General features: G+C 55.1%; 22 protein-coding genes. 17 read left to right on the top strand and 5 right to left on the bottom strand.

What is annotated here, in order from left to right:
* Positions 1-7: 7 nt before the first annotated feature.
* From FLT43_RS06190 to FLT43_RS06160, 7 genes are all read left to right on the top strand, one after another.
* Positions 8-646 (top strand): HAD family hydrolase, encoded by a 639-nt coding sequence (locus tag FLT43_RS06190; RefSeq protein WP_087442533.1) that lies wholly within the window; start codon positions 8-10, stop codon positions 644-646.
* On the top strand, positions 634-963 hold the full coding sequence (locus FLT43_RS06185; protein ID WP_087442534.1) for an EamA family transporter: 330 nt from the start codon (positions 634-636) through the stop codon (positions 961-963). The genes FLT43_RS06190 and FLT43_RS06185 overlap by 13 nt, the downstream gene beginning before the upstream one ends.
* Complete coding sequence (locus FLT43_RS06180; protein ID WP_164776198.1) at positions 953-1270, top strand: EamA family transporter; 318 nt, start codon at positions 953-955, stop codon at positions 1268-1270. Before FLT43_RS06185 ends, FLT43_RS06180 begins: the two co-directional genes overlap by 11 nt.
* A 40-nt stretch (positions 1271-1310) precedes the next feature.
* A complete protein-coding gene (locus FLT43_RS06175; protein ID WP_087442536.1) occupies positions 1311-2603 on the top strand; it encodes a DUF6080 domain-containing protein in 1293 nt (430 codons plus the stop codon).
* A gap of 62 nt (positions 2604-2665) precedes the next feature.
* Positions 2666-4582 (top strand): LTA synthase family protein, encoded by a 1917-nt coding sequence (locus tag FLT43_RS06170; protein WP_244194190.1) that lies wholly within the window; start codon positions 2666-2668, stop codon positions 4580-4582.
* 197 nt (positions 4583-4779) lie between these two features.
* Positions 4780-5034: a YciI family protein gene (locus FLT43_RS06165; RefSeq protein ID WP_087442538.1), complete on the top strand. Its 255-nt coding sequence runs from the start codon at positions 4780-4782 to the stop codon at positions 5032-5034.
* Positions 5035-5086: 52 nt separating this feature from the next.
* Positions 5087-6001 carry a lipoate--protein ligase family protein gene (locus tag FLT43_RS06160; protein ID WP_244194191.1) on the top strand — a complete coding sequence of 305 codons (915 nt, stop codon included), beginning with the start codon at positions 5087-5089 and terminating at the stop codon, positions 5999-6001.
* Positions 6002-6185: 184 nt separating this feature from the next.
* On the opposite strand, the gene FLT43_RS06155 is transcribed toward FLT43_RS06160, so the two are convergent.
* The 3 genes from FLT43_RS06155 to FLT43_RS06145 all read right to left on the bottom strand — a co-directional run bounded on the left by FLT43_RS06155 (position 6186) and on the right by FLT43_RS06145 (position 8307).
* Positions 6186-6917 (bottom strand): polymer-forming cytoskeletal protein, encoded by a 732-nt coding sequence (locus tag FLT43_RS06155; protein WP_087442539.1) that lies wholly within the window; start codon positions 6915-6917, stop codon positions 6186-6188.
* 76 nt (positions 6918-6993) lie between these two features.
* The gene (locus FLT43_RS06150) at positions 6994-7668 is read right to left on the bottom strand and encodes a bactofilin family protein (protein ID WP_087442540.1); all 675 of its coding nucleotides are present in this window, start codon (positions 7666-7668) and stop codon (positions 6994-6996) included.
* A 15-nt stretch (positions 7669-7683) separates the two neighbouring features.
* Positions 7684-8307 (bottom strand): YhbD family protein, encoded by a 624-nt coding sequence (locus tag FLT43_RS06145; protein ID WP_087442541.1) that lies wholly within the window; start codon positions 8305-8307, stop codon positions 7684-7686.
* A 320-nt stretch (positions 8308-8627) separates the two neighbouring features.
* Between FLT43_RS06145 and FLT43_RS06140 the strand changes: the two genes are divergently transcribed.
* The 3 genes from FLT43_RS06140 (at position 8628) to FLT43_RS30780 (ending at position 12176) form a co-directional block, all read left to right on the top strand.
* On the top strand, positions 8628-10796 hold the full coding sequence (locus tag FLT43_RS06140; protein WP_087442542.1) for a stalk domain-containing protein: 2169 nt from the start codon (positions 8628-8630) through the stop codon (positions 10794-10796).
* A 745-nt stretch (positions 10797-11541) separates the two neighbouring features.
* Positions 11542-11847 carry a hypothetical protein gene (locus tag FLT43_RS30785; RefSeq protein WP_411831081.1) on the top strand — a complete coding sequence of 102 codons (306 nt, stop codon included), beginning with the start codon at positions 11542-11544 and terminating at the stop codon, positions 11845-11847.
* Between the two features lie 29 nt (positions 11848-11876).
* Positions 11877-12176 (top strand): TroA family protein, encoded by a 300-nt coding sequence (locus FLT43_RS30780; RefSeq protein ID WP_411831080.1) that lies wholly within the window; start codon positions 11877-11879, stop codon positions 12174-12176.
* A gap of 388 nt (positions 12177-12564) precedes the next feature.
* Here the strand turns inward: FLT43_RS30780 and FLT43_RS06130 are convergent, their stop codons facing one another.
* Complete coding sequence (locus FLT43_RS06130; protein WP_244194192.1) at positions 12565-13137, bottom strand: GNAT family N-acetyltransferase; 573 nt, start codon at positions 13135-13137, stop codon at positions 12565-12567.
* A 246-nt stretch (positions 13138-13383) separates the two neighbouring features.
* Between FLT43_RS06130 and FLT43_RS06125 the strand changes: the two genes are divergently transcribed.
* From FLT43_RS06125 to FLT43_RS06110, 4 genes are all read left to right on the top strand, one after another.
* Positions 13384-13848, top strand: a complete 465-nt coding sequence (locus tag FLT43_RS06125) for a Fur family transcriptional regulator (RefSeq protein WP_087442544.1) — start codon at positions 13384-13386, stop codon at positions 13846-13848.
* On the top strand, positions 13845-14117 hold the full coding sequence (yidD, locus tag FLT43_RS06120) for a membrane protein insertion efficiency factor YidD (protein WP_087442545.1): 273 nt from the start codon (positions 13845-13847) through the stop codon (positions 14115-14117). The genes FLT43_RS06125 and yidD overlap by 4 nt, the downstream gene beginning before the upstream one ends.
* Positions 14118-14537: 420 nt before the next feature.
* Entirely contained in the window at positions 14538-16538 is a 2001-nt protein-coding gene (gene metG / locus FLT43_RS06115; protein ID WP_087442674.1) for a methionine--tRNA ligase, read from the top strand.
* Positions 16539-16689: 151 nt separating this feature from the next.
* Entirely contained in the window at positions 16690-17181 is a 492-nt protein-coding gene (locus FLT43_RS06110) for an 8-oxo-dGTP diphosphatase (protein WP_087442546.1), read from the top strand.
* Between the two features lie 76 nt (positions 17182-17257).
* On the opposite strand, the gene FLT43_RS06105 is transcribed toward FLT43_RS06110, so the two are convergent.
* Positions 17258-18070, bottom strand: a complete 813-nt coding sequence (locus FLT43_RS06105) for an undecaprenyl-diphosphate phosphatase (RefSeq protein WP_087442547.1) — start codon at positions 18068-18070, stop codon at positions 17258-17260.
* Positions 18071-18280: 210 nt separating this feature from the next.
* Here FLT43_RS06105 and FLT43_RS06100 point away from each other — a divergent pair, with 210 nt between their 5' ends.
* Genes FLT43_RS06100 through FLT43_RS06090 form a run of 3 tightly spaced genes read left to right on the top strand, consistent with a single transcriptional unit; the run spans position 18281 to position 20952 of the window.
* Positions 18281-19285, top strand: coding sequence for a metal ABC transporter substrate-binding protein (locus FLT43_RS06100; protein WP_087442548.1), 1005 nt, complete (start codon positions 18281-18283; stop codon positions 19283-19285).
* A gap of 54 nt (positions 19286-19339) precedes the next feature.
* A complete protein-coding gene (locus FLT43_RS06095) occupies positions 19340-20098 on the top strand; it encodes a metal ABC transporter ATP-binding protein (protein ID WP_087442549.1) in 759 nt (252 codons plus the stop codon).
* Positions 20099-20148: 50 nt separating this feature from the next.
* On the top strand, positions 20149-20952 hold the full coding sequence (locus FLT43_RS06090; RefSeq protein WP_087442550.1) for a metal ABC transporter permease: 804 nt from the start codon (positions 20149-20151) through the stop codon (positions 20950-20952).
* Positions 20953-20997: the final 45 nt, after the last annotated feature.

The raw sequence follows: 20997 nt of genomic DNA, 5'->3' as shown, positions 1-20997 counted from the left end.
GAACATCATGCTGTCCAAAGTAGCGCTTTTCGATATCGATAAAACGATTATTCGGCGCGATTCCATGTTCTTGTTTTTGAAGTACGGCCTTGCGGCCAAGCCGCGGTCTGCTATTCATTTGCCCGCTCTCGCCTGGAACCTGCTTCTGTATAAGCTTGGCATCATGCCGGCAGAGAAGGCCAAGCAGTTCTTTTTCCGATCCATTGCTTATATGGACGAGGGCGATTTGGAAGCTTTCTACGACCGGGTCCTCGTGCCGGAAATGTATCAGGATGCTCTCGCCGAGATGCGAAGCAGGAAGAAGCTGGGCTATCGCGTCCTTCTCGTGACCGCTTCTCCAGTTGCTTATATGAAATATTTCAAGAAGCTGGGGTGTGTGGACGAGGTGCTGGGGACGGAGTTGCAGCGGCGGAACGGCTGCTATACGCATCTGATCGAGGGCAAGAATTGCAAAGCGGAAGAAAAGGTTGCGCGCATCCGCGATTATTTGGAGCGGCATCAGCTAGAGATCGACTACGAGGCTTCCTGCGCATATTCCGATTGCACCAGCGATCTGCCGATGCTGGAGATGGCGGGGCAGCGGTATTTGATCCGGAACGCACCGATCAAGCAGGAGGGTCTGGAGGTTATAAGATGGAGCTCTTGAAGTCGAAGCACGCCGGCAAGGCGCTCATGATCATGTCGGCCTGGTGCACCGCGACGGGGCAGTTGTTCTGGAAATGGGGCGTCGACAATCTGCTTTACTTGGGGATTGGCTTTGTGTTCTATGGCATCGGGGCCGTGCTCATGATTAAGTCGCTGTCGCTGGAAAAGCTGTCCGTCGCTTATCCGCTCATGGCATGCAGCTATATTTTTGCCCTGCTGTATGGCGGTCTGCTCTTGGGCGAGACGGTCAATCTGCAGAAAGGAATCGCCGTTCTGCTGCTAATTATCGGCGTCGCGTGCATCAGCTATGAGAAATGAATGGCTCTGGCTCCTCCTCGTGGTGATGACATGGTTCGGCTCGCTCGGCAGCGCCTGCTTCAAATTATCGTCCGCGCGCAAGCAGCGGAGCATACTTCTCCTCGGGTTTCTGTGCTATGGAGCCGGGGCGCTGCTCAATATTTATTTGCTGCGATTTCTGCCTTATACCGTCGTCCTTCCGGCCAATGCGCTGACCTTCATCTGGACGATGGTGCTGGCGAGGTGGATATTCAAGGAATCGATAGGCTTGCCGAAAGCGGCCGGCATTGCCTTTATTTTTGCGGGCATGCTGCTTCTCGCAGGATGATGGATTAGATATAGAAATTATCGTATGGAGGCATGGGGTCATGCAGTTTTGGAAAACGGTTTTTGGCGTGAAGCAGGATAACCGCACAGCGCTGCTTCTGTTTTTGGGCTTCTTTCTATTTTATTTTTGGTTAAATCTTCCGTTTATTACGTATATGGAGCGGAATCAGGCGGTGCTGGCAGAGTACAGTCCTTTTTACGGGGCGCCGTTCACATTGAATCTGTTCAATTTCGATCCGTCGCTCTATTATGCGCCGCAATCTTCCGTGATTCATCCGTTGATTAATTATTTGTCGGCGCCGTTGAAGCAGGCGGCCTCCATGACGATGGGCAATGGCTTGTTTTTGGGGATACAGAGCGCCATGAACGCGTGTGGCGTCGTCCTTATGTATTATTATTTGCGCCGCAATTCATACGGCAATGCCTTGTCGATCGGAACGGCCGTCTTTTTCGGCGCAAGTTCCTATCAAATTTTTTCGGCACTGATCCCGGATTCTTATCCGTACGCGGTCCTGATCATTTTGCTGACGGTGCTATACGCCCAGTATTGCCGGCACCATGAGAAGCTCGGCGTATGGCCGGTATCGCTTCTGCTGACGCTGAACTTCGGGATCACCGTGACCAACGCCGCGACCGCCGTAGGATCGCTCTTCATCAGCACGCTGCGCAAGAGCCGAACATACTTGAACGCTTGTCTCAAAATTGCGGGCGTCTCTTTGCTGCTCGTCGCTCTGCTTTCGGGAATGCAGTTCGTTCTGTTTCCCGGCAACTCCTGGATAACGACGTGGCAGCATAATATTCAAGCTGGCGGATTCAGCTATGTGGCGCCATTTTCCTTCGCCCATCATTGGAAAGCATTGTACTCGATGATCGAGAGTCCGATTGTGACGCCGCGCTTGGCGATGATCGACGACTCGGTGATGGCGTTCGTCACGAACCTGTCGAACCCGTTCCCGCTGTATGGACATCTTATCGGCATCGTTGTCATCGGCCTGACTTTACTGGCTCTCTTCATAGGGTACCGCTCGCGAGAGGTACAATCTCTCGCAGTATATCCGCTGTTCGCGCTTCTGCTGCATATTGTCGTCGGCTTCGGCCTGGCGGCATTCCAATATGATATGTATCTCTATGCCGGACACTATTTATTTGCCTTGTTCCTGTTAAGCGCTTGGGGGGTCCACCGCTGCGGCTGGAGCGCGCGCCGGGTTCTGACCGGGGTCATCATCGCCTGTGCGGCGGTAACCTTGATCCACAATATAATTGGCCATGCGGCCGCGCTGGACACGATTCAGCAAGTCTATATTCAGATCGGTTCAGCTTCGCTTCGATCGTAGCGGCCTGTATCTGATCGTATGCCGCATGCAACAGATTGAATAGAAAGAAAGTGATTGTTGCCATGAAAATAGTAATGCGGAATCGATATTATCGATTATCGCCTATGGCCGGCATCTCTCTTTTAATGCTGGCCAAGCTGGCCTTGCTTCGTCTTTTCCTCTTCGGCAAAATTACGGCCCTAGGGATGCTCAGCGACGCTTTGTCCTTGCTCGTCATGATGAGCTTGCTGGAGCTGGCCCTGCCGCGCCGGGGGAAGCGCGGCGTCTATTGGGCGATCAACGCCGTCTTTTCGCTGATGCTGTTCGCCGCTACCTTGTACCGGATTCATTTCAATACGGTGCCGACGTATACGGCGCTTGGCGGATTGGGCCAAGTACCGCAAATCAGAGGCAGCATTACGGTCTTGATTCAGCCCTATCATTTTCTCTTTTTTGCGGATATGGCGATCGCGGCCGGGATTGGAGCCCTTCGCTGGTACAATCGGGCTTCCGTGCGAGAGATCGCGGTATCGTTCCGGGAACGGCCGCGCACCGGCACGCTGCGGGTCAAAATCGCGGCTGCACTCGCGCTCGTCATCAGCATGGGGGTCTCTCTGCAGTTCATTGTCGACGGCAGCCGCATCGATAATGAGCTGGTGCAGGCGGAGCGTCTTGGCTTCCTGAATTACCAGGTCGCATCGGCAATTAAGAGCAAGCGGGAGAATGATCTGATCGCCCAGGGCAACCTGCAGGACACAATTCGGCGGGTGAACGAGCTGCAGGCGACATATCCTTACCGCAAGGAAGAGAAGAAGGACGCGAAGCCCGTTCATTTCGGCGAGGCGAAAGGCATGAACGTCATTGTCGTGCAGATGGAGGCCTTTCAAAATTTCCCGATTCACTTGAAGCTTGGCGATCAAGAGGTGACGCCGGTCTTGAACCGGCTGGCGGAAGAAGGCTATTATTTCCCTTATGTGTACCAGCAGATTGGCCAGGGCAATACATCGGATGCGGAATTCATGTCCAATACCTCGATCTATCCGACCGGTACGGTCGCGATGTCGACGGGCTTCGGGGACAGGGAGCTGCCCAGCCTGCCGCGCCTACTCAACAAGTTGGCGTATCAATCGGCGACGTTCCATGTCAATGATGTTCATTTCTGGAGCCGCCACCTGTTGTATCCCGGCGTCGGTTTTGATCGTTATTTCGACCGGCCTTATTACGAGAATGATCATTTCAATGATTTCGGCGCTTCGGATGAAGAATTATACCGCGTCGGCAGCGAGAAGCTGGCGGAGATGGCCGGAACCGGCGAGCCGTTCTATGCCCAGTTCGTGACGACGTCCAGCCACGCCCCGTTCGTCGTGCCGCCGGATCGCCGCCGGTTGAAGCTGCCTGCAGAGATGGAGGATACGCAGCTTGGGCATTATTTGACGGCGATCCATTATACCGACTATGCGCTAGGCCGCTTGATCGACCAGCTCAAAGCTGAAGGTGTATGGGACAACACGGTGCTTGTTGCCTATGGGGATCATTCCGGCGTCAATCCGGCGGAGACCGACGGGAAAGAGATTACGGCCCAATTGGGCATTCCTTATGATAATAAGGTAAGCCGCTTCAATATCCCGCTTATTATTCACGTACCGGGGCAGAAGGGCGGCAAGACGGTGGAGCTTACCGGGGGTCAGGTCGATATTATGCCGACGTTGGCCAATTTGCTTGGCATCTCTCTGAAGGAGCAGCAGTTCACCGCGTTCGGGCGGGATCTGCTGAACACGGACAACAATGTCATCGGCATGCGCTATTATTTGCCGACCGGATCATTTTTTACGAACGATATTTTGTTCGTTCCGGGAACGGGCTTCGAAGATGGCGAGGCGATCTCGCTGAAGACGCTGAAGCCCGTGCTTGATCTTGAGCCGTACCGCCGCGATTATGAATATATTTTATCGTTGATGAAGCTGTCGGATGAGTATGTCCAGCTGCTGCCCAAGCGGTAACGGCCGGATAGGCCGCCGCGTCAGTCCGCGCTCCGGGCCGGCAGCGCTAGCGGATGGATCTGTTGGCCGGTTTACGGCTTTTCATATGAAGCCTTCTGTTGTACGCTAGAAAGGAAGCTAGGGCATACGCCTCGCGGAGGCTCGCTTCCGGCGCTGCCGTATTCATTAACTGATCAGGGAAAAGGAGATAATCGACAATGGCTCACTATGCGGCTTTATTGGAAATGAAGGATGCCTCCAAAAATCAAACGTACCGCCAGGCGCATTTGAATTATTTGGACAAGCTGAAGGAGCAGGGCAAGGTGTTCGCCAAAGGCGCCTTCGGCGACGGTTCTGGCGGCATGGTCATTTATGTGGCGCATTCCATGGAAGAAGCGCGCCAGCTGGCCGAGAACGATCCGTATGTCGTGGAAGGGGTTCGGCATCTGAACCTTCGCGAGTGGAAAATATAGAATGGAGGGAAGGGGGCGGCTGTCGCCCCCTTCCCGTTCAGGAGGCGGCGACATGAATAACCAATCAGAGACGGGAAGCGGCGGCCAGCTGCCGGAGGACGAGGCGCTTGATGAGCTCGTTCTCGGCAAGCTGAACGATGTGCTGCTGCTGGATCGCACGAACGATTGGACGGAGCCGGATCCGCTCTACCCGTTCGCGCTGGATGAGCTGCTGTGCAGACAGACTGGCCGCGGCGGCCCGCCGCTCTGCCATCTGTGGCGCCATCCGCGGGCCTTCATCCTTGGGCAGCGTGACAGCCGGCTGCCCCAAGCCGCCGAGGCGCTGCGCTGGCTGGAGTCGCTCGGCTATGCGACGGCAGTGCGCAATACCGGCGGCGCGGCGGTGCCGCTCGATTCGGGCGTGGTCAATCTGTCGCTCATCCTGCCGAAGCAGGAGGGGGGCGACAAGCATTTCCACGGTGATTTCGAGCGGATGTACCGCTTGATTCGACGCGCGCTGCAGCATACCTGCTGCCGCGTCGACAAAGGCGAGGTCGAAGGCGCCTACTGCCCCGGCGACTTCGACCTCAGCATTGGCGGCCGCAAATTTTGCGGCATCGCCCAGCGCCGGCAGGCGAACGCCTTCATCGTGCAGGCGTTCGTCATCGCCGGCGGCTCCGGCCGCGACAGCGCCGGGCTCGTGCGCGAATTCTACGCGCGGGCAACCGCCGGCGGCACGGAGCGGGATTATCCGCGCGTGGCGGAGGAGAGCACGGCCAGCCTCGAGGAAGCGGCCGGGCTTGGCGGCGAGGCCGATGCCGCAGAGGCCTTCACCGCAGCCGTGAAGCGGGTGATCCGCGAGCGGCAGACGGAGCAGGGAATCACGGCCGCGGCGGCGAAGCTGCATCTGCCGGAGCCGGACGAGGTGCGCGCGGCTGCAGCCGAACTTCGCCGCCGGTACGGGATACAGGATAACTACACCACATGAACAAGGGACGGGATGCTTGCATCCCGTCCTGTGTTTTCGATCGGAAATCTCCTCAATGAGCTCGATTCGTTCCTCTATACATCGGTTGCCCCTGGCTCCTGGAACATGCACCCGGAAAGCCAGTGTGTGCCAGCGACCCGTTCCGGGCCGTTGCCGGAGGTGCCGCTCGGCAGCAAATGCCCAACTACAATTGAATAATATGATGAACGGTGCAATCCGGATGGCGGTGCAGCTGCCCGCGGTACTCGACCTGACCGATATCGCAGCCGGGACCAATGATGACATCGTTCCCGCGGACGATGCGTGCTGCCGTATGCTCTAACTCTATATGATCGCCTTCGATAAGGTCTGCGCTCATGCGCGCATCCGGCGTCAGGTGGAATAGGCCGGGGAGGAAGGCAAGCAGATTGCCGAGTCCGTTGCCGCGGCGGATCTTGATCTTGTCGCCGCCAATCTCGCGAGCATGGCAAGGCCACTGAAGACGAAGGTCCAGGCTGCCCGCATTGAGCAGGCCTTCGACTTGGAGCGAACCGTTGGCGGTAATAGATTCGAATTCGCAATCTCCCTGCACTGTCGCAGAGCCTTTCAAGCTGAGCCGATCCCCTTGCAAATTGCGGCCGATGTTCGCCATCCCGCCAATATTGGCCTCCCCGACTCGCAAGTAGCCGCGAATCTCGCCCTGCCCTTGAATAGAGAGCTTGTTGACGTTCACGTTTCCGTTCACTTCGGAGGTTCCCCGAATTTTCATTTCGCCGGCCTTCACGCTGCCTTCGATATGGGCGGATCCCGCGCAGCTGAATACACGGCAGTCCACATCGCCGTGCACGGAGCCGTCTCCCATAATGCTTACTTTGTCATATGCTCCTCCGCCCGCGCGTGAGGAGCCCATAATTTTCAGATCGCGCCGCTGTTCCATGTTGATATCGATTCCTCCTTATTCGGGCTTAACGGTGCCGCAAGGGACCAATCCCAGACAGCCCTCATCCCGTTCATTACAGCTTCCTATGGCTGTTCACTTGCGCCTCTTCATGCAACTGTATGGATTGCCGGTATTCGATTTGATCGATCTGGCAGCCGGGGCCGATGCTGACATGATTGCCACGCACGACGCGGGCACGGGTATATTCGAGATCTACGATATCTCCTTCGATCGTGTCCGCCTCCAACTGAGGACGGTTGATGAACGAGGACAACAGCTTGTTGAAGATCGATAACGCAGCGCCTTGTCGAACCTGAATCCGCTCACAGCCAATTTCTCGGGCCCGGCAGCCGCCGGCCATCTTGACATCGATCGTGCCTGCGTTGAGCAGTCCGCCAATATGGAAGGCGCCGCGGGAGATGAAGCGCTCGGCCTGACAATCGTAAGCGACCGTGACGGTGCCGTTCAACTCAATCGCATCGCCCGACCAATAACCATCCAGCCGGGCCGTCCCATCGATGCGGCTATGATTCGATTGGAGGTTGCCTTTGAGCGTAAGCATCCCCCGAACCTCGGTCGTGCCCGCCTCCAGGTTGCCCGTAACTTTGCCTTTTCCGTTGGAGACGAAGGACGAGCAGAAGAGATTTCCATCGATATTGCCGACACCATCTATCCGAACGCGCTGGTACGTGCCGCCGGACGAACTTCCAAGACCCGAAATAATAATATCTCCTGTTGCTTGAGACATAAGTGCTTCCTCCCGTTACGTAAGTTGAACTTTCAATTCTTCGAGGCAGTTGGAGAGCGACAGACGGGTCACGATTTTCGTGCCGCTGTCGACGCAGATTTCTTCCGGGCTGGAGACGAGCAGAAGCGTACTAATGCCCATCTTGCGGACCAGCATCAGATCGCAATCCTTCCCTTCGAACTTGCCGTAATGATCGCGCAACAGTTGAAGCAGCATCATGCCTTCCTCCAGGCTCATATCGCCGGATTGCAGCAGCCGATCGAGCACGTAAATATGCAGCAGCTTCTCGAATGAGAAGGCTTCGGCATCGCCCATTTGCTCGGTGTATACCTGAAGCGCCATCGGCGATACGATGCCGCGGCCGGTGATCTCGGACTTGCTGACTGCAGTGCTGGCGACATTAGGAGAGAACATGTCCGCCAATTCATCGAGCGACAGATCCTCTTTCATATTGATGATTTTATCGATGCGTTCCCATATTTTCTCTCTCGGAAAATAAGTCTCTTGCCCGGTGTGGGTTGACTTCCGGATAAACCATGCTTCCGGTATCAGATTTTTGCGCTTCCACCGGTATAGCTGTCCATAAGAAATGCCGGTCAGATCGAGCAATTCTTTTTTTGAAATCAAATGTTCGTCCATGCCAAGCGGAAGCCTCCTTCATATTGATGTCGTAACAGTGTTACGTTAGTATCGTAACATTGTTTTTCTTGAAGTGCAATCCTGATGTTGACCTGCTTCGAGGAGGGGGGAGCTTCAAGGAAAAATTGTCGTATGCGGTTGACACTTCTTCTTATTTCTTCGTTATTCATCGGAATTCTGCCGTATGCTTGTTTTCTGTAAGAATGGTTACGAAAATAGAAACTTTTTGTAATCTTTTGCGTCTAAGACTATGTTCATTACGATGGTGAGAATTCAATATAGGCACGAATGATTACGATGGGTGAGGAGAAAGCACAGAAATGAAATCTTGGAAAAAGCTATTTGTTACTTGCTTGGCAGCAATTCAACTTATTACGATGGTTCCCGTCATGGTCGCTGCAGAAGGAGACGGCAGCGCGGCAAGCGGAACGGAAGCAGTTGTCGACACTCAACAGCAAGGCGACGTTACAGGTGAACAGCCGGACGTAGATGGAAGCGCGGACAACCCAGACAAAGCTAACCCAGACGAAGTGAACCCGGACGAAGCTAACTCGGACGCGGCTGCTCCGGATACGGCTACCCCGGATCCAACAGCCAGTACAGCCGGCAAGGATGAGCTCATCCTGATGGCGAACAGCAATGTGATGTATCATAACGGCGTTAAATATACTTCCCCACAGCCGATTACCGTCAAAAAGGGCGTTTCGTACATAGCTCTCCGCTCCTTGGTGGATCGGTTCGGACTGCAGACCCGATTCGATAATAAGACAAAGGAAACGATCATTACGAACGGAGACAAAGAGCTGCGTTATAAGGCCGGCAGCGATCAATACCGGGTGAATGGTTCTCCGACGAAGATGAGCGGGGAATCCTATATCGTCCAAAACACGTTCATGGTGCCGGTAACCTCCGCAATGCAGGCATTCGGCTATCCATATACATGGGACAGCAAGAACAAGCGGATTGTGATTCAGTTGAACACGCAACCGGTTGCCAAATTCAGCGTAAATGAAGAGGAAATCTTCGCAACGCAGACCCGCGTGACAGTCAAGAACGAATCCACGAGTCCAACCGGGTTGAAGATCGTCGATGAGCAGTGGGAAGGGCTCCAGGAGTATTATGATGCGCCAGGCGTCTACACCATCACGCTTCGTGTCGTCGACGAGCGCGGCAACATAAGCGAACCTTTCTCTGTCAATATTACGGTTCAGCCGGCGAAGGAGCCGCCGAAGGCGAGCTTCCAGACGCCTAAGACCACCTACAAGATGGGGGAATACATCCGTTACGAAGACATGAGCACCGACAAAGAGGATTCCATTACAGAACGGGTATGGACCAACAACGAGCCGGCTTTTTTTCAACCGGGTCCGCAGACAATCACGCTTAAGGTTACAAATAAGTTCGGGCTGACGGATGAGTATTCCCAGACCATCATGATCTCGGATGAAACACTGTACTCCTTCCATGAATTCAACCTGCTCTACACAGGGTACGGCGAAGTGTTCCCGCTAGGCGGACAATCCGTACTGAGCATGAAGCTGCTCCAGCCGGAAGTGAAGGAAGAGAACCGGACATTATACCGCACGAATTCTCCGGAGACCGTGCTTGAAGAAGGAATCGTGTACAAAGACCGTGTCGCAGGCGGTGCGCGTATTTTCCTGCATCACAAGAATGGCACGGACAAGAAGATGCAGCTCTATGTGCTTGCGAAGAATGTATCCGACCGTGCGGCAACTGTCTATGTGGAGCATTACGGCCAAGCTGGCCCGAACCCGTATCCGCAGCAAACTGGGAAGCTCGCGTCGGTTCGATATATGGAATCGTTCGAGCAGGAAGGTGAAATCAATGAACTCGTGCTGCAGCCGAACGAGACTCGGGTGCTGATACCGGAATTGAATGAACGCCCGATGAGACCGGATGACATTTATACGATGTATGCCGATTTCTTCGGCGACAATACGTTGGAATATTCGGTCGTCGCCTTGGACGCTTCGAAGGATATTATGAAAGAACTGAACAAACTGAAGGAGCTTGAGCCTGACGGCAAGCATATCAGAGGCACATTCAACAAAGCGGATCGCGTCTTCACGATCGGGGAGCGGGTAGGGGAAGAGGCGTCCCGCCTCGTATTCGCCGACAAAACAAATGACACGTACATTGAAGGTTCGGATATGATGACATACGAGAACCAAGTGAACGCCGGCAACTACGGCGTATTGTACCGCGTCAAGCTGGAAAATGTGGCGCCGCATACACTGATCGCCTTCAACTCCCGCGGAGGCTCCTACTCTGGAGGCTTGTTTGTGAACGGCCAAACCCTCCAGACGCCGAATCAGGGAAGATTAAGCAGTACTAGCGAAGCCAGTGTCGTCTACCGGACCGGAGCTTACCAGGAGACGGTTGAGATTCTGTTCACGCCGGCTGCGGGCAGCAATATGCCAGTCAATCTGCTCTTCATCCCATTACCAAAAGAAAAGCCAGCTGAATAAGCCATCATTCTATACTTATCAAAAGGATCGACAAAGAGGGCACCGCGATGGACCGCGACGGTGCCCTCTTTTTTTGCGATTGGATTGAACATTTGCTCCTTATGACCAATATCCCTGCGCCTCAGGAGTCTCGGTTAATGTTTCTAGCTGACTGGCTAATATCCCCGTCCCTCAGGAGCTCCGTCTGATGTTTCTATCCGACTCCTTATGGCTGATATCCCCGTCCCTCAGGAGTCCCGTCTGATGTTCCTATCCGACTCCTTATGGCTGATATCCCCGTCCCTCAGGAGTCCCGTCTGATGTTCCTATCCGACTCCTTATGGCTGATATCCCTGTCCCTCAGGAGCTCCGTCTGATGTTCCTATCCGACTCCTTATGGCTGATATCCCCGTCTCTCAGGAGTCCCGTCTGATGTTCCAGACCGACTCTTATAACCGATATCCTTTCCAGTAGGGGAACTTTGGTTCAAGAGCTAACCGAGGGTTCGCCCAACCTGCGCCACGGGGATAGCGAACAAAAAAGCCAGAAGAGGTGTTGTTCAACCTGCGCGATGGGGATAGCGAACAAAAGAGCCAGAAGAGAAGTTGCCCAACCTGCGCCACGGGGATAACGAACAAAAAAGCCAGAAGGGGTGTTGTTCAACCTGCGCGATGGGGATTGCGAACAAAAGAGCCAGAAGAGGTGTTGTTCAACCTGCGCGATAGGGCTAGCAAACATAAGAGCTAGAAGGGGACTTGTTCAGCTTGTGACCCGGCTTTGGTGGCCCGTGCAGGCGGGCCGTCCGTTATTGCGAAGGGGTTACTCGCCGCTCCGCTTCCGGCGGAGCAGCAAGTGGACATCATTGTTGTCTCTCGTGCTGGTGATTGGTCTGGTGCTGTCGGCCTGCGGCGGTAATTCGAGCGGCGGCCAGGCGGTTCGACGGAAGGCCCGAGAAGACGGAAGGAGAGGGCGAAGCTCAGACTCGGGCGGTTCAAGCATGCGATGGGGACGTCGAACGTTCCGCCGCATCCGAAGCGCGTCGTATAGACGAACGAAGGGACGGAAGCGCTGATCGAGCCCGGCATCAAGCCGGTCGGAGCGGTGAAGTCTTGGACGGGTGATCCTCGGTATGATCATATTAATGCAAACATGGAGGGCGAGCAGTTCGTTCAGAACTTCGACAAACGGGTTGAAGATTTCCGGGCGCAAGCCGGCGATCAGCATAGCAAGGAAGTCTCGGTTGTCCGGTTCATGCCGGGTAAGGTGCGCATTTACTACAAGCAGACGTTTTCCGGCATTGTTTTGACAGATCGGCATCAAGCGTCCGGCGGCCTAGCAAAAAAGACGCCTTCGCGGATGACGTCTCAAAGGAACGGATTCCGGAAATGGACGGCGATTTGATGTTCTGATTCGTCTATGAGACTGGGAATCAGGAAGCGTCGAAGCTGGAGAAAGAATGGACGAAGAATAAGCTCTGGCAAACCTGAACGTGGTGAAGAACTACCTGGTCTTCCGCGTCGATGACGCCATCTGGAACAGAGCCGACGGCGTGCGCGCAGCGAACCTGATGCTCGATGATTTGGAGAAGCAGTATCATTTGGAGAAATAATCGGATCACCTCAAGGAGGCTCTCCCGCATGCCGGAAGGCTAGCAGCGGCAGCCTCTTTTGCTGTATGGCGGTGTGTGTGCCATTGATGTATGGCGGTGTCTGGATGGCAACGTATGGCAGTGGCTGTGTGCAGCGTGGTTGTGTGGAAGCGGGGAAGAAGATTACGGCCAGAGAGCGCGTTACCATAACATGTTCTCACCGAGTTCAAGATAAAGATCTGCCCGCTCGAAATCTGCTCGCCGCTGCTGCGCTGCGGCCGAATGCAGGCGGAGCATTACGGCCAGCCCCAGCGAATCACTGCGGAACGGCTTGTGTCTTGTGCCGCCGACAAGACAAGCTCCCTCGAGATGTTCCCAGCCGCCCCGGGCATAGAATGATGTCAGCTCGGGCTTGCACGTGAACACGGAGATATCTGGCTCTTGCGTCTGGATATAGCCTGCCGCCTCCTGGATCAGCTTCGTGCCGAAGCCTTCCCCTCGGCTGGAGGGGCGAGTGAGGACTTCGCTGAGTCCGAAGGCGCGATAAGCTTGTCCTTGATGATGAAGCGTCTTGTTCTGCACGGCGACGTGGCTTATAACGCTGTTATCGGATAGATATACGAATGATACCGGATTGGTGTCTGGGTTATCCGGCCACCGTGTCGCTTCGCCCTCAAAGGCTTGCGGCCATTGTTGACGCATCAAAGAGATAAGCTGTTCCGCCACATCGGGCGGAGCGTTTTGCTGCCGGAATCGGAGCAGTTGAATCATCATTTATTCACCTCGTTTTTTATTGTACCATGACGGAGCAGGGGGTACTAACTGGATGAGTGGGTGACTGGCTGGGATAACGAAGTGACTGACTAGGTGAGCGGGGTGACTGGCCGGGATAACGAAGTGACTGACTCGGTGAGCAGGAGGGATTGATTGCGGCAGCGGGTTGCAGGGAGAATGTTTGACTACGGAAGGACAATAGCTCATTATTATAGGAGAGGTTCGGAATCTACGGGAGGGACACCGATGCTGACCACAGATCAAATACTGGACAAAATGGCGGCGCAAGGACTGCGGATTACGGAACAGCGTCGCACGCTAGCCAAATTATTCGCCGATACGGACGGCTTCCTGACACCGAAGGATGTCTATGAGTTTATGGGAAAGCGGTATTCGGGATTGAGCTTCGATACGGTATACCGCAATCTCCGTGTCATGCATGAATTGGGCGTCCTGGAGCAGATCGTCTTCGAGGACGGAGTCAAGTTCCGGGTTCATTGCGCGGAGGCACATCACCATCATCATATGATCTGCTTACAGTGCGAGAAGACGTATCCGATACATTTTTGTCCGATGCCGCTGACCGATGTGCCGGAGAAGTTCCAGGTCGTGAAGCATAAATTCGAAGTCTTCGGCTATTGCGAAGCCTGTTCGCATGCAGCCGGTTCCGAAGCGGGGGCCGTCGCGGACAAGGACGGTGCCCGGCCATGAGCTCGCCCGAAGATGCGGGCCGGCAGACGGCTCCACGCCCGTCACGGGCGGTGCGGACGCTGCAGGGGCCGGTGAGATTTTACCGCAAATTCATCTCCCCGTTGAAGCCTCCGACGTGCCGCTTCTATCCGACCTGTTCGGCCTATGCGTTGGAAGCGCTCGAGGTTCACGGTCCGATCAAAGGGAGCTGGCTCGCGATCAAGCGGATTGGCCGCTGCCATCCGTTCCATCCGGGCGGCTACGATCCGGTTCCGCTCAAGCGCTCTTGACATGTGGCGGAGGACTGGGATATATTTGGAGGTAGGCTGGAGACAATATTGTATATATCATCCGATGAACGGATAAGTAGGAAGCGACGAGCATTGCAGAGAGCCGGGATTGCTGAGAACCGGTATGTGAACCCTTCCGAACATGGTCCCGGAGGATCCGCTTGCGAGCTTCTGTACGCGAATGGCGAGAGAAGGCAAGCCTGTGGCGGCTCATTCCCGATAACGAATGTTCAGGCCGATTGAATCGGCTGCAATGAAGCTGTCGCCACTGTGACCTGCAGAAGAGGAAGGGAAGGCGGCAGGAATTTGGGTGGTACCGCGTGAGTTCAGCTCTCGTCCCAAGAGGATGAGAGCTTTTTTGCGTGCATTCCGGGGTTCACTGCCAGCGGCTGCAAGCGAATATGAAGGAGGATGGGTATGATGGCCAACAATAACAAAACCTTTTACATCACGACCCCGATCTATTACCCGAGCGACAAGCTCCATATCGGGCATGCGTATACGACGGTAGCGGGCGATGCGATGGCACGCTACAAGCGGCTGCGCGGCTTCGATGTCCGCTACTTGACGGGTACGGACGAGCATGGGCAGAAGATTGAGCGCAAGGCGGCGGAAGCAGGGAAGACGCCGCAGCAATTCGTGGACGATATCGTCGTCGGGATTAAAGAGCTGTGGAAGAAGCTCGATATCTCCTATGACGACTTCATCCGCACGACCGAGGAGCGCCACAAGAAGGTCGTCCAGCAAATTTTCGATCAGTTGGTTCAGCAGGGCGACATTTACAAGGGAACCTATGAAGGCTGGTACTGTACACCGTGCGAGGCGTTCTTCACCGAGCGTCAATTGAACAACGGCAACTGTCCGGACTGCGGACGTCCGGTGGAGCTCGTGAAGGAGGAAAGCTATTTCTTCCGCATGAGCAAGTATGTCGAGCAACTGTTGGCTTACTATGAAGAGCATCCGGACTTCATTCAGCCGGAATCGCGCAAGAACGAGATGATCAATAACTTCATCAAGCCGGGGCTCGAAGATCTGGCGGTCTCCCGCACGTCGTTCGACTGGGGGATCAAGGTGGCCGGCGATCCGAAGCATGTCGTCTACGTCTGGATCGATGCATTGACGAACTATATTACGGCGTTAGGCTACGGTTCCGATAATTCGGAGCTGTATGAGAAGTTTTGGCCGGCCGATGTGCATCTGGTTGGGAAGGAAATTATCCGCTTCCACACGATCTATTGGCCGATTATGCTCATGGCGCTCGGACTCCCGCTGCCGAAGAAGGTATTCGGCCACGGCTGGCTGTTGATGAAGGACGGCAAAATGTCCAAATCGAAAGGCAATGTCGTCGATCCGGTCATGCTGATCGACCGCTATGGCCTGGACGCGCTGCGTTACTATTTGCTGCGCGAGGTGCCGTTCGGTTCCGACGGGACATTTACGCCGGAAGGCTTCGTGGAGCGGGTCAATTACGATCTGGCGAATGATTTGGGCAACTTGCTGAACCGTACAGTGGCGATGATCGAGAAATATTTCGACGGCGTGATCCCGGCGTTCCAGGGGCAGGTGACTCCGTTCGACGGCGAACTGGCTTCGATGGCAGGCCAGACGATCGATAAGGTGGAAGCGGCCATGGAGAAGATGGAGTTCTCCGTCGCGCTCAGCGCAATCTGGCAGTTCATCAGCCGCACGAACAAATATATTGATGAGACTCAGCCATGGGCGCTTGCGAAGGACGAAGCGCGACGCGACGAGCTGGCATCGGTGATGTCGCATCTGGCAGAGAGTCTGCGCGTCGCATCGATTCTGCTGCAGCCGTTCCTGACGAAGGCGCCTGCGCTGATCTGGGAGCAGCTCGGCTTGAAGCCTGAGACATGCGCCGACTGGGATGCGGCCCGTACATTCGGCGTCATTCCGGAAGGCACACGCGTCGTCAAGGCCGCGCCGATCTTCCCGCGCCTGGAGGCGGCCGTTGAGGCGGCATTCATCGCGGAGAGCATGAGCGGCGGGGCAACTGCGTCCGCTCCGGCCGAGGCGCCTGCAGCAGCGGCTGCGCCAGCGGAAGCGGAGCCTGCGGCAGGGCCGCCTGCCGACGCCAAGGAAGAGATCAATATCGATGATTTCGGCAAGGTCGAGCTGCGCGTCGGCCAAGTGACGCATTGCGAACCGGTGCCGAAAGCGGACAAATTGCTTCGTCTGGAGCTTGATCTCGGCTACGAGCAGCGTCAAGTCGTCTCCGGCATCGCGCAATATTACAAGCCGGAGGAGCTTATCGGCCGCAAAGTGATAGTGGTCGCGAACCTGAAGCCGGTCAAGCTGCGCGGCGTCTTATCGCAAGGCATGATACTGGCCGCATCCAAGGACGGGCAGCTGACGGTCGCTACCGTGCCGGACAGCATGCCGAACGGAGCGGTTGTGAAGTAGATTAGCTGACGATTCTATCCGGATGCACAATGGCGTTCAGATTGGATTTCAATTTGAACGCCATTTTTTGTGCTTGTACCAACGAACGTTTGTTTGTGCTATAGTTGAAGGAAGGTGGGAAAATGATCCATGGGACAAAGGGGAGGGCAATATGTCAGGATTACAGAAGGTGGAATGCGGGTTATATACGATGTGTCTTGTGCAGGATGGAGATCGGGTGCTGCTGGTGAATCGCCCCGATAAGCTGGGATTCCCAGGTTACCTTGGTCCTGGGGGCAAGGTTGAGATTCCCGAAAGCTTTGCGGAAGGAGCGGTGCGAGAGCTGCGGGAGGAAACCGGTCTTCGCGTACACCCTGAGGATTTGATTTTTAAAGGAATAGATGAGTATGTCGTGCCTCAGACGAAATACCGGTATATCGTGTTCAATTATCTTGCCACACGGTATGAAGGGGAGCTGCTGCAAAATCCGCCCGAAGGAGAGCTGGTCTGGGTTAATATACAAGAAGCATTGCATTTGCCAATGCAGCCTTGGTTCAAGCGCAGATTTCCGTTATTTTTCGAAGAGGGGACCTTTGAAATCTCGGTCGTCTGGGATGAAGAGGCGAGAGTAAGGTTGGAAGAGAAGGTGAAGCAGCTTGGTTGACCGAATTTACATACAAAAAGCTTGGCCGGCAGCCAAGCTTTTTTGCGTGTTGCGTTCGGTTGCTCGTCCGTACGGGTCAATTCAGGAACAGCAGCACGAAGAGGCCGGCTGCCACGCAGTACAGGGAGAACCATTTCAGATTGCCCCGCGCCATCAGCCCCATGAACCAGCGGAGCGCGAAGTAGGAGGCGACCAGGGAACAGACGAAGGCCAGCAAGTAAGGACCGATGAACTGTCCGAGCGTCGGATCCTTCAGCATGTCCTTCCCTTCGAGAATCATGCCGCCCAAGCTGACGGGAATGTACAGGAAAAAGGAGAAGCGCAGCGCCGTTTCCTGCTTCCATCCGAGCGCCATGGCGGCGACGATGGTCGCGCCGGAACGGCTGATGCCGGGAATCAAGGCGACCGATTGGGCCAGGCCGACAAGGAAGGTTTCGCCGAACGACAAATCCTTGTCACCCTTGCGACCGCGCAGGTTGCGAATGAGCCACAGGGCAAGGGCCGTTACCAGCAGCGTAACACCGATAATTTTCAGCCCCTTGAAGTTGTCCGCGATAGCATCCTTGAACAGGACGCCGATAACCCCGGCCGGGATAGTCGCCAGCACGAGATAGACGACGAACATGAAGTCGGCCTTCGCCGCCGGGTCGCGGCGGAACAGAAAACGGCATGTGTTGACGGTCAGCCGCGCAATATCTTGGCGGTAAATGAGCAGAATAGCCAATAAAGAGGCGAAGTTGACGAATACTTCAAATCCAAGCCCTTCGATATGTAAGCCGAATAATTTCTCAACGATAACAAGATGTCCGCTCGAAGACACCGGGATGGGCTCCGTAACCCCTTGCACCAGGCCAAGGATGGCGTATTTCAGCCAGTCTATCCATTCCAAACTCTTCACTCCTTATAAAAAATAGGTTTGCCGCGGGATACAGACGCCAAATTGCCCTCTATCATCTTATGATCGGTGTAGAAAGATGTCAAAACATGAAACTATTTTTTTTCCGTAAAGAGGGGATTGACATGTGCTTCGACCCTGCTATAATCTTAATAGTAATAATTACGAAATAGAAAGAACAAGGACAGGAAAGGGAGATGGGATATGAATCTTGGGAAAGGACGTATGTCGCTGCGGTTCATCATGCTGGCGCTGGCCGCTTGCGGCCTTCTGCTGCTGAATGCATGTGCGAATAACGATTCGGCTGTGGAAGGAGCGGCCAATGGCAAAGTGAATGTGATAACAAGCTTCTACCCGATCTATTACATGGCGAGCGAGATTGGCGGGGATCATGTACAGGTTACCAATCTTATCCCGACAGGAGTCGAGCCGCATGACTGGACACCGAAGAGCCGGGATTTGCAAAATGCGTCCAACGCGCAGCTGCTGCTCGTGAATGGAGCCGGCTTCGAAGGCTGGCTGCCTGATTTCCAAAAGGGACTAGATGCCGGCTCGAAGGCGAAGACCGTCGAGGTCAGCAACGGAATCACGCTGATACAGGCGAGCGAAGAGGAAGAGGAGCACGGAGAAGAAGCGCATGCCGAGGGCGAGCATGCCCACGAGGATGAGCATGGACATGACCATGGCGATATCGATCCGCATACGTGGATCAGTCCCAAGTCTGCGCTCATTATGGTGGAGAATGTGAAGGACGCGCTCGTGGATGCCGATCCGGAGCATCGCGGCGACTATGAGAAGAACTATGAGCAGTTGAAAGCGAAGCTGGCTTCGATCGACCAGGAATATACGACGAAGCTGAAGGACGTGGCGAAGCGCGATATCGTCGTGTCGCATCAGGCTTTCGGATACTTGGCGCGGGATTACGATCTGCACCAGCATGCCATTATGGGGATTTCCCCGGATGCGGAGCCGCGTGCGCAGGATTTGCTGAATCTGTCGAAGCTGATGCAGGAGAAGCAGCTGAAATATGTATTTTTCGAAGAGCTGGTATCCGATCAATTGGCCCAAACGCTGGCTTCGGAAGCGAAGGTTGATACGCTCGTCTTGAACCCGCTGGAAGGCTTGACGCAGGAGCAGGAAGCGGCGGGCGATAATTATGTGACCCTGATGGAACGCAACTTGCAAAATCTCCTTCTCGCGTTACAATAAGAAGGATACATGCCGGCATGGGCGGCGACCCGGCCGGGAGGATAAGGAAGAGAGATGACTAGAACAATGAACGTAACCGATCCCTGCCACGGGCAGGTCATCACGTTGGATCAAGTCGGCTTTGACTATGAAGGGCAGAAGGTCTTCGATAATGTGAATTTCACGGTGATAGAACGGGACTTCGTAGGGGTCATCGGGGCGAACGGGGCAGGCAAGACGACGCTGCTTCGCTTAATGGTAGGCCTGCTCCGGCCTACCGCCGGGGAAGTGAGGCTGTTCGGCACGCCGATTCAGCGCTTCAAGCAGTGGGAACGTATAGGATATGTTCCGCAAAAAAATTCGTTCAATCCGCTGTTCCCCGCCACGGTCATGGAGGTAGTGCAGTCCGGGATGTACAACCGGAGCCGCCTGTTCCGCAGGCTGTCGAAGCAGGAAATCAGCCAATGCGTCGATGCGATGGCGGCGATGCGGATCGAGGATCTGGCTCACAAAAAAATTGGACAGCTGTCCGGAGGACAGCAGCAGCGCGTCTTTTTGGCACGGGCGATGGTGAACAAGCCGGACTTGATGATTTTGGACGAACCGACCGTCGGCATTGATGCCGGCACGCAGAAGGAGTTTTTCAGCCTGCTGCAGCATTTGCATGAGCATCACCGGATGACCTTCGTCATGGTCTCCCACGATCTGGACCTGGTGAACTCGTGGCTTGGCGACGAGCCGGCCGGCTCCTGCGGGAATTTCCACTTCTATGTGAAGCATTCCCATGAGGCGGAATGTCTGGAGCCGGGTTTGACGCATGGCGTCATCGTCTGAATGCCGCTGCGGCATACGGCTAGCAAATGATGTGAAGGGGTCGGTATAGATTGGATATCATATTTTCGGAATTTTTCCAGAGGGCCCTTATCGGCGGTCTGCTCATCGGGATTACGGGGCCGCTGATGGGGATGTTTCTCGTGCTGCGCCGGTTGTCCATGATCGGGGACACCTTGGCTCATGTGACGATTGCCGGGGTGGCGCTTGGCTTTTTGCTAGGCATCTATCCGCTCGCGATGGGGGTCGTCTTCGCCCTGCTGGGGGCGGTGGCGATCGAGCGGCTTCGCAAGGCGTATAAGACGTATGCGGAGCTGTCGATAGCCGTCATCATGTCGGGCGGCGTCGCGTTGGCTTCGCTCTTTTTTACGCTGGGACGGAGCTTCAACGCGAACGTGACCAATTATTTATTCGGCAGCATCTATACGCTGAACGGCACGGATCTGACAGTGGTCGGAGCCGTAACGGTCATCGTCGTCGTTTTTATGCTTATTTTTTTCAAGGAAATGTTCATGCTGACCTTCGATGAGGACGCGGCTGCGGTGAACGGGCTTCCGGTCCGCTGGTTGAATGTCGCCGTGACGGTGCTGACGGCGCTGGTCATCAGCGTCGCGATCAAGATCGTCGGCGCCTTGCTCGTATCGGCGCTCTTGACGATTCCGGTCGCGACCAGTCTGCTCCTCGCGAAGAGCTTCAAGAAGGCGGTCATCGTCTCCGTGCTCGTGTCGGAATCCGCCGTCATTGCCGGGCTGCTGATGGCAGGCGTGTGGAACCTGGCTCCCGGTGCGACGATTGTCTTACTATTGATTGCCATGTTAATATTAACCTTAGTGATACGCCGGGGGGTAAAGGTATAGGGCTGTCGGAATGGCGGCTCTTCCAGGGCATGCAGCCGTTCCGCC

It is taken from the genome of Paenibacillus thiaminolyticus (assembly GCF_007066085.1).
In the GTDB taxonomy this organism is placed as follows: Bacteria; Bacillota; Bacilli; order Paenibacillales; family Paenibacillaceae; genus Paenibacillus_B; species Paenibacillus_B thiaminolyticus.
Note: the sequence above shows the minus strand (reverse complement) of the source record. Positions and strands in the feature narration are given on the sequence as shown.

Bases quoted from the DNA above. Each gene is read 5' to 3' on its own strand.
- FLT43_RS06110 (WP_087442546.1), top strand. From the start codon at position 16,690: ATGTCAGGATTACAGAAGGTGGAATGCGGGTTATATACGATGTGTCTT.
- FLT43_RS06190 (WP_087442533.1), top strand. From the start codon at position 8: ATGCTGTCCAAAGTAGCGCTTTTCGATATCGATAAAACGATTATTCGG.
- FLT43_RS06180 (WP_164776198.1), top strand. From the start codon at position 953: ATGAGAAATGAATGGCTCTGGCTCCTCCTCGTGGTGATGACATGGTTC.
- FLT43_RS06175 (WP_087442536.1), top strand. From the start codon at position 1,311: ATGCAGTTTTGGAAAACGGTTTTTGGCGTGAAGCAGGATAACCGCACA.
- FLT43_RS06140 (WP_087442542.1), top strand. From the start codon at position 8,628: ATGAAATCTTGGAAAAAGCTATTTGTTACTTGCTTGGCAGCAATTCAA.
- FLT43_RS06145 (WP_087442541.1), bottom strand. From the start codon at position 8,307: ATGGACGAACATTTGATTTCAAAAAAAGAATTGCTCGATCTGACCGGC.
- FLT43_RS06155 (WP_087442539.1), bottom strand. From the start codon at position 6,917: ATGGAACAGCGGCGCGATCTGAAAATTATGGGCTCCTCACGCGCGGGC.
- FLT43_RS06160 (WP_244194191.1), top strand. From the start codon at position 5,087: ATGAATAACCAATCAGAGACGGGAAGCGGCGGCCAGCTGCCGGAGGAC.
- FLT43_RS06170 (WP_244194190.1), top strand. From the start codon at position 2,666: ATGAAAATAGTAATGCGGAATCGATATTATCGATTATCGCCTATGGCC.
- FLT43_RS06150 (WP_087442540.1), bottom strand. From the start codon at position 7,668: ATGTCTCAAGCAACAGGAGATATTATTATTTCGGGTCTTGGAAGTTCG.
- FLT43_RS06095 (WP_087442549.1), top strand. From the start codon at position 19,340: ATGACTAGAACAATGAACGTAACCGATCCCTGCCACGGGCAGGTCATC.
- metG (WP_087442674.1), top strand. From the start codon at position 14,538: ATGGCCAACAATAACAAAACCTTTTACATCACGACCCCGATCTATTAC.
- FLT43_RS06100 (WP_087442548.1), top strand. From the start codon at position 18,281: ATGAATCTTGGGAAAGGACGTATGTCGCTGCGGTTCATCATGCTGGCG.
- yidD (WP_087442545.1), top strand. From the start codon at position 13,845: ATGAGCTCGCCCGAAGATGCGGGCCGGCAGACGGCTCCACGCCCGTCA.
- FLT43_RS06130 (WP_244194192.1), bottom strand. From the start codon at position 13,137: ATGATGATTCAACTGCTCCGATTCCGGCAGCAAAACGCTCCGCCCGAT.
- FLT43_RS06125 (WP_087442544.1), top strand. From the start codon at position 13,384: ATGCTGACCACAGATCAAATACTGGACAAAATGGCGGCGCAAGGACTG.
- FLT43_RS06185 (WP_087442534.1), top strand. From the start codon at position 634: ATGGAGCTCTTGAAGTCGAAGCACGCCGGCAAGGCGCTCATGATCATG.
- FLT43_RS06165 (WP_087442538.1), top strand. From the start codon at position 4,780: ATGGCTCACTATGCGGCTTTATTGGAAATGAAGGATGCCTCCAAAAAT.